Below are 10,502 nucleotides of genomic sequence, written 5' to 3' on the forward strand. Positions count from 1 at the left end.
GCGCGCCTCACGCTTTTACGCTCTCTCACGGGTCTGCCATTCTTGCCGGAGAGCGCCCTTGCGTTTCGTTCTGCTTATTGCCGCCCTGTTCATCGCCGCCCCCGCCTCTGCTCAGGGCATCCAGCAGACCAAGGGCAATTTCGAAGACAAGTTCCGCCAGCTCGATGAAGTGCTGCCCGACGCCAACACGTACCGCAACGCCAGCGGTGCGCCGGGGCATGAATATTGGCAGCAGAAAGTCGACTACAACATCACCGCCACGCTCGACGAAACCAAGCGCCGCATCACCGCGCGCGCCACGGTGCGTTACACCAACAACTCGCCCGACGCGCTGCCGTGGTTGTGGATGCAGCTCGATCAGAACATCTTCAAGACCGATTCGATGGCGGAACTGACCGATGCTTTCGGTGGTCCCGGCCGGCGCGGGCCCAAGGTCCAGCTGGGGAGCGGGAGCGAGCCGACCAAGCTTTCCTTCGATGAACTGCGCCGCCAACAGGCGATGGCCGACAACACCTACGGCTATGATATCTCCGCTGTGACCAGCATCGACGGCGCCAAGCTGCCGCACACCATCGTCGGCACGCTGATGCGGATCGATCTGCCCGCGCCGCTGGCGCCCGGGCAGACCACCGAATTCGCGATCGAATGGGCGTTCAACATCGTCGAGGAAGACGCGGTCAACGCGCGGTCGGGTTACGAGCATTTCCCCGATGATCCGCGCAAGGGCGGCAACGACATCTTCCTGCTCGCGCAGTGGTTCCCGCGTATGGTGGTCTATTCGGACTACGAAGGCTGGCACAACAAGGAGTTTCTGGGGCGCGGTGAATTCACGCTGGAATTCGGCGATTACACGGTCGATCTGACCGTGCCGAGCGATCACATCGTCGCCGCCACGGGCACGATCCAGAATCCGGACGAGGTGCTGACCGCCGCCCAGCGCCAGCGGCTTGAGACTGCGAAGAACGCGGACGCGCCGGTGTTCATCGTCACCCCGCAGGAAGCCGCCGCTGCCGAAGCCGGCAATCCCAGGGGCACGAAGACCTGGAAGTTTGCCGCCACCAACGTGCGCGATTTTGCCTGGGGTTCCAGCCGCAAGTTCATGTGGGACGCGCAAGGCGTGAAGCAGCCCGGTGCGGAAAACGAAACCGTGCTCGCCATGAGCTTCTGGCCCAAGGAAGGCGGCGACTTGTGGAAGAAGTATTCCACCGCTGCGGTGGTGCACACGCTGAAGGTCTATTCGCGCTTCAGCTTCGATTATCCCTATCCCACCGCGCAGTCCGTCAACGGGCCGGTCGGCGGGATGGAATATCCGATGATCACCTTCAACGGACCCCGCACCACCCTCAACAAGGACGGCAGCCGCACCTATTCGCTGGCTGAGAAGATGTTCCTGGTCGGCGTGGTGATCCACGAGATCGGGCACATCTATTTCCCGATGACGGTGAACTCGGATGAACGCCAGTGGACCTGGATGGACGAGGGGTTGAACTCCTTCCTCGATTCGGTCGCAGGCTACGAATGGGATCCGAACATGCCCTGGACCCGCAGCCTGGCGCGCGATCTGGTGCCCTACATGGTGTCGAACAACCAGCAGCCGATCATGACGCAGTCGGATTCGGTCACCGACCTCGGCTCCAACGCCTATGGCAAGCCGTCCGCCGCCTATCACGTGCTGCGCGATACCGTGATCGGGCGCGAACGGTTCGATTTTGCGCTGAAGGAATATGCCCGCCGCTGGAAGTTCAAGCGGCCCACCCCGGCCGACTTCTTCCGCACGATGGAAGAGGCTTCGGGCACCGATCTCGACTGGTTCTGGCGCGGGTGGTTCTACACCACCGACCACGTCGATATCAGCCTTGATTCGATCTACCGCCTCAAGATGGACAGCAAGAACCCCGACATCGATCTGCCCCGCCGCCGGGCCGAACGTGCCGAGGAACCCGATCCGGTCGGCATCGGCTTCAACCAGCAGCAGGGCCTGCCGATCTGGGTGCTGGAAAACCCCGGCGTGACCGATTTCTACGACAAGAATGACGAATTCACCGTCACCCCCAAGGACCGCAAGGGTTATACCGAGTTCCTCGACGGTCTGCTGCCGTGGGAACGCGCCGCCTTTGACCGCGCGGTGAAGGAGGACGCCAATTACTACGTCCTCAACTTCACCAACAAGGGCGGGCTGGTGATGCCGGTCATCCTTGGTCTGACCTTCAAGGACGGGTCGAAGGAAAAGCTCAACATCCCGGCCGAAATCTGGCGGCGCAACAGCCGCGAGGTGGCCAAGCTGCTGGTCTATCCCAAGGGCAAGGAACTGGTCGAAGTCATGGTCGATCCCGATTGGGAAACGGGCGATGCTGACCTTGAAAACAACCACTATCCGCGCCGCATCATCCCCAGCCGGGTCGAAGCCTTCAAGGACGAAGCCAGCAAGAGCCGCGTCAGCCGCGATCTGATGGGCGAAGCTGCCGGGGCCGAACCGGACAAGAAGAAAAAGTAATGCTGCGCCGTCTGTTGGTGTGCCTCGCGCTGGTGCTGGCCCCGATCGGGGCTGGCACGGCGAGCGCGCACCAGCAGAAGTTCACGATCAGCACGGTCAGCTTTAACGCGCGCACCGGCATGATCGAGATCGCGCATCAGGTGCCGGTTCATGATGCCGAACATGCGCTGGTGGTGCAGCGGACCGGCAATCCCAACATCCACACGCCCGATATCATCGGCAGCGAGGACAGCCGCGAGGCCTTTGCCCGCTATGTCAGGCGGCGGTTCCTGCTGATGGTCAATGGCGCGATCATCACCCCCGATTATGTCGGAAGCGAGATCACGGGGGGCAGCCTGTGGGTCTATCAGGAAACGCCCGCGCCCGAAGGCGAGGTGCTGGTCCGGCTCAATTCCCAGATCCTGACCGATGTGTGGGCGCGGCAGGAAAACCGCGTCAACATCGGCGGCGGCACTGCTGTCACAACCTTCATCTTCCACGCCGGGGATGTGCCGCAGGCAGCGCCGCTGCCGCGGTAATCACGCGCGGCGGCGCGTAGCGGCGTTGTCTCCGGCAAAGTGCGCCTTCAGGTCGGGCAACAAGGCCGGCTTGCCATAACGATAGCCTTGCACATGGCAGCAGGCGATGGCGCGCAGGAAAATCTCCTGCTCTTCTGTCTCGACCCCTTCGACCACCACCCGCAAGCCCAGGCTGTGACCCATCTGGACAATGGCTTGAATAATGAGCCGCGACTGGTGATCCTCACCGATGGCCGCGATGAAATCGCGCTCGATCTTGACCTTGTGGATCGGGAAGGCCCGCAGGTGCGTGAGCGAGGAAAACCCGGTGCCGAAGTCATCCAGACAGATGGTGAAACCGCATTCATTGAGCAGGTCGAGCGATGCGCGCAGTTGCCCGCTCGCGTCGATCAGCATGGTTTCGGTCACTTCGATGGTAATGTGCCGGGGGCTGAGCGCGCTGTCGTCGATCACGTCGATCAGGTGGCGGATAAAATCGCCGCGTCTCAGGTCGGCTTCCGACAGGTTGAGGCCGATCCGCGTGTCGGGGCCAAACAGCGCCATGATCGCCGGGCCATCGGCGACGACCGCATCCAGCATCACCCGCGAAACCCGCAGCGACAATTCCGGATCGAGCAGAGCGGAAAACACGTCGCTTGCGGTGATGATCTGGCCATCCTCGCTGCGCAGCCGCAGCAGCGCCTCGACCGACACCACCCGGCCGGTTTCCAGCTCGACGATCGGCTGATAGGCGGCCATCACCCGGCCCGCATTCAGCGCGCCGCGCAGCTGGGCCATGGCGGTTTGCCGTTCGGATTGGCGGGCCTCCATCTGGCGATCCCAGCACACCACCGCCCCCCGGCCGGCTTCCTTGCCGCGGTAAAGGGCGAGGTCAGCGCGGCGCATGATTTCTTCGCTGCTGGCGGATGTCGTCATGCGCGCCACGCCGCAAGTTGCGCCGATCCGCAGCAGTGCAGCGCCAAGCGGCGGGATATCGCCAAGGTCGGCCAGCAAGCCATCAAGGAACCGGACGACCGCATCGAGGGTCATGCTGCTGGGGAACAGCAGCGCAAACTCATCCCCGCCCCAGCGCGCCAGAAAGGCCCCGCTGGTCGCCTTCTTGTGCAGTTGCTGGGCAATGGTTTCCAGCACCCGGTCGCCGACCAGATGTCCGAGCGAATCATTGACGTCCTTGAACCCGTCGAGATCGATCAGGGCGACGGTGACAGGCTGGGTCTCCACCCGCTGCATCGCTGCCGCCAGTCGCCGGTCGAAGCTGGCGCGGTTATACAGCCCGGTCAACTGATCGCGCTCGGCTGCCCGCTTCAATGCGACATTGCGCAGGTGTTCCTCGGTGCAGTCGAGGATGATGCCGGCGACGCAATCGGGCCGCCCGTCGACATCGACCCGCTCGCCGACCACGCGGATGCGGCGCTGTTCGCCATCACGGCGGTGGATCGTGGTTTCGAACATGAACGGCTTGCCGCCCTCGATGGTGTCGTCCATCGCCTTGCTGACCATGGCGCGGTCTTCCGGCTGATAGAGCTGCACGACATCGCGCACATTGATCGAATGGCCCGGCTCAAGCCCGGTGATGGCATAGACCTGATCCGACCAGCGCAGCTGCCGCGTCGCCATATCCGCCCACCAGCTGCCGACATTGACCGCGCGTTCGGCTTGCTTGAAAATCTGGCTCGATTGCTGAAGCGCGGCATTCGCAAGGCTGAGAGCCCGGGTGCGGGTGTGCAGGGCCAGGCTTTGCTCGGCCAGTTCTGCAAGGATCGCCAGCCGGTCAATCTGCGCCGCGCAAAAGGCGTTCGGTTCGGGCGAGATGACGCATAGCGCCCCCAGCAACATACCGTCGTCCGCGCGAATCGGCACGCCGAGATAGGATCGGATGAACGGCGCGCCGGTAACCAGCGTGTTGCTGTGCAAATTGGGATGCAGCGCCGCATCATCGATCAGCAAGGGCTTGTCGCTCATGACGCAGATCGCACAGAACGAATCGTCGACCGGCGTTTCCAGCAGATCCGTCCCGGTCCGCCCCAGAAACCACTGCCGATCCTGTTCCACCACCGACAAGAGCGAAATGGGGCAGTCCAGCATCATGCTGGCAAGCAGGGTAATGCGCGAAAACAGGTCACGATCGGGGATCGCATCAAGGCCGAGACGGCGGATTGAATGAAGGCGGGCGGCTTCCTGCACGATAACTGCCATGCACCGCTGGCTCTTAATAAAGCGTGCTACGCGGCCTGCGTAATTGGGTGAAGGGCGATGGGCGGTTGCCCGGATGGGGGCTTGCAATCACACGGCGGGCCATGGCCGGTAATGCCCACGCTCGACCTGGCCCCGCACGTTTGGCGGCCCATTGCATCGGGCATCGCGGGGGGGCCGTTTCTGCAAAGCCCAGCTGGTGCGGTCGAGAAGACTCGAACTTCCACGGGCTTTCGCCCACAACGACCTCAACGTTGCGCGTCTACCAATTCCGCCACGACCGCACTCAGGTTCTGCCGAGGCTGCCCAATGGCTCGCCCCGCGGTAGGAGCGGGCCCCTAGCAAGGGGTTTGCGCAGGCGCAAGCCCTTTGACGTGCCGGCGCGAATGCCGCTTATCGGGGGGCCCAGCCAAGGTCCGCCATCGCCGCGCCCGCCGGAATATTGGCGATCGCCTCGGTCACTGTGACGGTTTCGCCCGGAGCCAGGCGGCGCTTGGAGGGCACCACCACCCAATCCCCGATATTGCGTTCACGCTGGTCGCTGAACACAACCAGCAGGTTGGGCACATCAAGGCTGGTGCTGGCAGAATTGGTGATGGTGCCGCGCACGCGGAAAATCACTTCACCGTTTTCGAGCGGCTCCTTGCGTTGCTCGGACTTGGGGAAATCAAGTTCGAGCCCCGGCTGGCCGACGCCGAAGGTCGGGCGTTGCAGCGGCAACCATTCGGGCAGGCCATAATAATTGACGGCGACAGCTGTGCCGGTTGCCAGCGCTGCAAAGAGCACGGCGGCCAGCGTCCACATCTTGAGGGTGTTGCGCGGCCGGGTGAACGGCGCACGATAATCGAATTGCGACCCGTCTGCCTCATCGTCGCCCGGTTCATCGTCATCGAACGGCCCGTCACCGGCCGCTGCGGTCAGGCCAGTGTCTGGCAGCGCGGCCGGAGGGGCGGCTGGCTCAGCCGCACCACCACCTTGCTGATTCAAACCGCGCCGCAGGCTGCGCACCGCGATTGCGGCCGTGTCGTCCGTATCCCCGCTTGCATCCCGGGTTTCGGGCGCCCGCCAATGGCTGACCGATGGCCCGTCCTGCTGCGGTTCGGAAACGGGTGCCGGCTGGGGGGCAGGCAGGGTTACAGCGGCTGCGGTCTGCGCCGGCGCAACCGCCGGTCCCGGGGGAGGGGCGGCTTGCGGCGCCGGGGTTGACTGGGGCGGGGGCGGCGCCGATGGGCGGGGCGCGACTGGCACGGGGTTGTTCGGCGCTGCCTGTTCGGGCGGATCCTGAAACCAGCTATGCTTGCACTTGGCGCAGCGCACGGTGCGGCCCTCACTGCCGACGGCAGCGTCAGGCACGGCGTAACGGGTGCCGCAGGCTGGGCAAGCGATGATCATGTCATGATTGGAATAGGCTTCGCGCCTTTGCGCACAAGAGCAAGCACGCCTTATCGGCCCATTTACCTGCTGTTTTCCACATTGAGGGGTGTAAATCGGGCATTCTGAGGCCCGTTTGCGATCTTCGGCTTTTCGCTGGCCTGCCCCCCTGATAGGTGCGCGGGATGAGCGACACCCTTGCCGGACACGTGAAATTCGACAATGTCGGGCTGCGCTACGGCACCGATCCCGAGGTTTTGAGCAATCTCAGCTTCACGCTTTACCCCGGCAGCTTCTATTTCCTGACCGGGGCGAGCGGTGCGGGCAAGACCAGTCTGCTCAAGATGCTGTACCTCGCCCAGCGCCCCTCGCGCGGGGCGATCCGCATGTTCGGGCAGGATCTGGTCACCATGCCGCAAAGTCGGTTGCCGGAGCTGCGGCGGCGGTTGGGGGTGGTGTTTCAGGACTTCCGGCTGGTGCCTTATCTCACCGCCTTCGATAATGTCGCGCTGCCGCTGCGGCTGGCCGGGACCGACGAGAAGAAGGTGCTGAAGGCGGTCGGCGACATGCTGGATTGGGTGGGCCTGTCGCACCGCGCCCATGCCGTGCCGCCGACGATGTCGGGCGGCGAACAGCAGCGCGTCGCGATTGCCCGGGCGGTGATCGGGCGGCCCAAGATGCTGATTGCCGACGAGCCGACCGGCAATGTCGATCCCGATATGGCGCTGAAGCTGCTGCGGTTGTTTGAAGCCTTGAACAACCGGGTCGGCACCACGGTGGTGGTGGCAACCCACGATGTCCACCTGCTCAAGAAGGTGCCGGATTCGCTCATCATGCGGCTGCACAAGGGCCAGCTGTCCGATCCCACCGGGGCGCTGCGCTATCCGCCGCGTCCATCGGGGCCAGCCGCAGGTGGGCCGGGATGACCACGCCGCCCCCGCTTTCGGCCGCTCCGCAGAATGATGGAGACGAGAGCCAGCCCGAGCGTCCGCGCGGGCGTGCGGCGGCGCGCCTGTTGCCGCCAGCGCGTCTGACCGGGCCGATCCCGTGGGTCATCGCCATCCTGATCGCGCTGGTCGTGATCGCGGCAGCTGGCGGCCTTGCGCTGCGCAATCTGGCAACCAGTGCGAGCGCAGGCCTGTCGAGCGCGATCAGCGTGCAAGTGATCGAGCCAGCCCCGGATCTGCGCGCCAGCAAGGCGGCGGCAGCGGTCAAGCTGCTGACTGGCATCGAAGGCGTCGCGGCGGTGCGGCTGGTGCCTGAGGCTGAACTGGCCGCGATGCTGGAGCCCTGGCTGGGCGAAGGGGCGGCCAGCGAAGACGTACCGATCCCGGCGCTGATCGATGTCGAGCTTGGCCAAACTGCGGGGCCCGCCGACGTCGCGCGGATCGAGGCCGCGCTGGCGGCCAGGGTGCCGGGTCTGCGGGTGGATGCCCAGGGCGATTTCCTGCGTCCGGTCAATGATGCGCTGGCCGCGTTGCAATGGCTCGCGCTGGGGCTGGTGGCACTGGTTGCGCTGGCCACCGCGGCGGCGGTGTGGCTGGCCGCGCGCAATGCCTTTGCGGGCGCGCGCGACACGGTGGAGATCATGCACTTGCTGGGCGCGAGCGACCGGCAAATCTCCGCGGTTTTCCTGCGGGACGTGCTGCGCGAAGCGGCCGCAGGCGCGGTACTGGGCGGCGCGCTGGGGGTGGCGGCGATCTGGCTGCTGGGCCAGCAGTTTGCCGCGCTGGGGAGCGGCATGGTGGGCGGCGGCGGTCTGGTGCTGGCGGATTGGCTGATAATCGGGGCGATTCCGCTGGCGGGCGTGCTGCTGGCATGGCTGACCGCGCGGATCACCATTGCGCTTGCCTTGCGCGACATGCTTTAGGCTCTGACTGATGATCAGGCGCGCCATATCCTTGCTGTTCCTCGCGTGGGCGCTGGGCTTTCTGTGGTTCATCGTCGCGCTGCCGCAGCCAGCCGACAGCGCGAAAACCGACGCCGTGATTGTGCTCACCGGCGGTCCGGGCCGGATCGCGCGCGGACTTGCGGTGCTGGATGCCGGGCAGGCGGACAAGCTGCTGGTCAGCGGGGTCGATCCCGAAGTGCGCCCCGGCGAGTTTGCGGCGGAATTCGGCGTCTCCCAGCGCACGATGGCATGCTGCCTGTCGCTGGGTTTCACCGCCGTCGACACCCGCACCAACGCCGCCGAAACCGCCAAGTGGGTGGCGCAGAACGAGGTCCGCTCGCTCCGGCTGGTGACGACCGACTGGCACATGCGCCGCGCAGCGGGCGAGCTTGACCGGACGCTGCCGGCCCACGTCACTGTGATCCGTGATGCGGTGCCCTCGCAGCCCGATCTGGGCACCTTGTTCCTCGAATATCACAAGCTGATCGCCAGCCGCGCAGCAGGATTGGCAGAGCTTTGACCTGGCTGCTGGCGCTGCTGCGTTCGCTCGCTTTTTATGTGCTGTTCTACGGCGGGTCGGCGCTGCTGGTGGCGGCCTCGGTGGTTGCGGTCACGGCCCGCAAGGCGTGGCTGCGCACAGTGGTGGCCAAGTGGGGCGATTGGCACTTGTGGTGTGTGCGCAACTTGCTGGGCATCGAGGTGGTGCTTGACGGCACTCTGCCCGAAGGCCCGGTGCTCATCGCGGTCAAGCATGAGGCCTTCTTCGAGGCGATCGATACCCCGCGCCTGTTCACCGACCCGGCCGTCTTTGCCAAACAGGAACTGTTCCGCATCCCCGGCTGGGGCTATTCGGCGCTGGTTTACGGCCTGATCCCGGTCGCGCGCGAGGACGGGGCCAAAACGCTGCGGGCGATGCTGGCGCTGGCGAAGCAGCGCGTGGCAGAGGGGCGCCCGCTGGTGATTTTCCCCGAAGGCACCCGCGTCAAACACGGCGCCGCCCCGCCGCTTCAGGCAGGTTTCGCGGGCCTGTACAAACTGCTCCGCCTGCCGGTCGTGCCCATCGCGGTGAACAGCGGGGCGGCCTATCACCATGTGGTGAAACGCCCGGGCCGGATCACCTACAAGGTGGGCGAGATGATCCCGGCCGGCCTGCCGCGTGCTGAGGTTGAGGCGCGGGTCCATGCGGCGATCAATGTGCTGAACGAGTAGGGTTGGAGTGCGCTATGACCGCTTTCGGGAGATAGCGGGGGTGGCGGTAATGACCGAAAGTGGGTGGAAAGTTGCCATTCGCTGGAAACACCCGTTGCGAGCAAGCCAGCAGGCAAGCTTGATCCGCTTTCATACAGCAGCGGCGCTCGGTGACACCGGATCAACTCATTTGCCCTGGCCGAGTGTATTCCGGGTCAAAACCAGCCTCATTTATCACGTCCGCAAGACCAAATGCCCACGCGTGATCGTCTTCGAAAGTCCACCCTTCAAGATTACAGTCACAGGCATGCGCCATGACGTAGATCAAAGGCAACCGTTCACTCACCCAAGATACGGTTGGCCTGATATCCTCCCAAAGCCAAAATGCCTCGCCGTACTTTTCACCCATATGGGTATAACCCATTCGAAGAAATTCGTGATGAGGTTGAAGTTCCTCATAAATTTCACGAAACTTCCAATAGGAATGTTGTACGTTGTTTTCCCAGTCGTTGAGGTCGCCACGGCGATTAGGTAAAAATATCCATTTGACGCATGGCGGTCGGCTATCGCTATATTTCGATCTGTCCGGGAGCAACGGTGTGATCTTCTCTACACCCGCCGCCAAGGCAAGGCTTCGGGTCAACAAATCACGATATGATCTGGGCGTATAGCAAGGCATTGGCAACATTATATCTCACCTCCTCTGGAGGTAGTCTGCGATCAATGCCTTACGACCACAATGGGGTCGGTGCACGAACCCGCTTCGCGGGAGGGGCGCTGGCGGCGAGGGTGATGTAGAACGACAGGCGTAGCGCCTGATCCGAGAGAGGCAGACGATTGTGGCTCC

At 64.1% G+C, this 10,502-nt stretch carries 9 protein-coding genes and 1 tRNA gene; 6 read left to right on the top strand and 4 right to left on the bottom strand.

The window, feature by feature from the left end; genetic code table 11:
- The first annotated feature begins 58 nt into the window (after positions 1-58).
- Both C0V72_RS10330 and C0V72_RS10335 read left to right on the top strand, forming a co-directional pair.
- Entirely contained in the window at positions 59-2,494 is a 2,436-nt protein-coding gene (locus tag C0V72_RS10330; RefSeq protein WP_101794051.1) for a M1 family metallopeptidase, read from the top strand.
- Complete coding sequence (locus C0V72_RS10335) at positions 2,494-3,012, top strand: DUF6702 family protein (RefSeq protein ID WP_101794052.1); 519 nt, start codon at positions 2,494-2,496, stop codon at positions 3,010-3,012. Before C0V72_RS10330 ends, C0V72_RS10335 begins: the two co-directional genes overlap by 1 nt.
- Here the strand turns inward: C0V72_RS10335 and C0V72_RS10340 are convergent, their stop codons facing one another.
- From C0V72_RS10340 to C0V72_RS10350, 3 genes are all read right to left on the bottom strand, one after another.
- A complete protein-coding gene (locus C0V72_RS10340; RefSeq protein ID WP_101794053.1) occupies positions 3,013-5,208 on the bottom strand; it encodes a putative bifunctional diguanylate cyclase/phosphodiesterase in 2,196 nt (731 codons plus the stop codon). It lies immediately after the preceding gene.
- Between the two features lie 194 nt (positions 5,209-5,402).
- Positions 5,403-5,489 (bottom strand) — tRNA-Leu (locus tag C0V72_RS10345).
- A 109-nt stretch (positions 5,490-5,598) separates the two neighbouring features.
- Complete coding sequence (locus C0V72_RS10350) at positions 5,599-6,597, bottom strand: zinc-ribbon domain-containing protein (protein ID WP_101794054.1); 999 nt, start codon at positions 6,595-6,597, stop codon at positions 5,599-5,601.
- Positions 6,598-6,761: 164 nt separating this feature from the next.
- Between C0V72_RS10350 and ftsE the strand changes: the two genes are divergently transcribed.
- The 4 genes from ftsE to C0V72_RS10370 are packed head-to-tail and all read left to right on the top strand — an operon-like array spanning position 6,762 to position 9,676.
- A complete protein-coding gene (ftsE, locus tag C0V72_RS10355; RefSeq protein ID WP_101794055.1) occupies positions 6,762-7,502 on the top strand; it encodes a cell division ATP-binding protein FtsE in 741 nt (246 codons plus the stop codon).
- Positions 7,499-8,446, top strand: coding sequence for a cell division protein FtsX (locus C0V72_RS10360; RefSeq protein ID WP_143704568.1), 948 nt, complete (start codon positions 7,499-7,501; stop codon positions 8,444-8,446). The genes ftsE and C0V72_RS10360 overlap by 4 nt, the downstream gene beginning before the upstream one ends.
- Before the next feature lie 10 nt (positions 8,447-8,456).
- Positions 8,457-8,987, top strand: coding sequence for a YdcF family protein (locus C0V72_RS10365; RefSeq protein WP_101794056.1), 531 nt, complete (start codon positions 8,457-8,459; stop codon positions 8,985-8,987).
- Positions 8,984-9,676, top strand: coding sequence for a lysophospholipid acyltransferase family protein (locus C0V72_RS10370; protein WP_233999892.1), 693 nt, complete (start codon positions 8,984-8,986; stop codon positions 9,674-9,676). Before C0V72_RS10365 ends, C0V72_RS10370 begins: the two co-directional genes overlap by 4 nt.
- Before the next feature lie 160 nt (positions 9,677-9,836).
- On the opposite strand, the gene C0V72_RS16235 is transcribed toward C0V72_RS10370, so the two are convergent.
- Complete coding sequence (locus C0V72_RS16235; protein WP_143704569.1) at positions 9,837-10,298, bottom strand: hypothetical protein; 462 nt, start codon at positions 10,296-10,298, stop codon at positions 9,837-9,839.
- Positions 10,299-10,502: the final 204 nt, after the last annotated feature.

The sequence above is a fragment of the Porphyrobacter sp. TH134 genome (genome assembly GCF_002855495.1).
GTDB lineage: Bacteria > Pseudomonadota > Alphaproteobacteria > Sphingomonadales > Sphingomonadaceae > Erythrobacter.

What these genes read in the sequence shown, in the direction of transcription:
- C0V72_RS10340 (WP_101794053.1), bottom strand. Translation starts at nt 5,208, where the DNA reads ATGGCAGTTATCGTGCAGGAAGCCGCCCGCCTTCATTCAATCCGCCGT.
- C0V72_RS10350 (WP_101794054.1), bottom strand. Translation starts at nt 6,597, where the DNA reads ATGATCATCGCTTGCCCAGCCTGCGGCACCCGTTACGCCGTGCCTGAC.
- ftsE (WP_101794055.1), top strand. Translation starts at nt 6,762, where the DNA reads ATGAGCGACACCCTTGCCGGACACGTGAAATTCGACAATGTCGGGCTG.
- C0V72_RS10360 (WP_143704568.1), top strand. Translation starts at nt 7,499, where the DNA reads ATGACCACGCCGCCCCCGCTTTCGGCCGCTCCGCAGAATGATGGAGAC.
- C0V72_RS10335 (WP_101794052.1), top strand. Translation starts at nt 2,494, where the DNA reads ATGCTGCGCCGTCTGTTGGTGTGCCTCGCGCTGGTGCTGGCCCCGATC.
- C0V72_RS10365 (WP_101794056.1), top strand. Translation starts at nt 8,457, where the DNA reads ATGATCAGGCGCGCCATATCCTTGCTGTTCCTCGCGTGGGCGCTGGGC.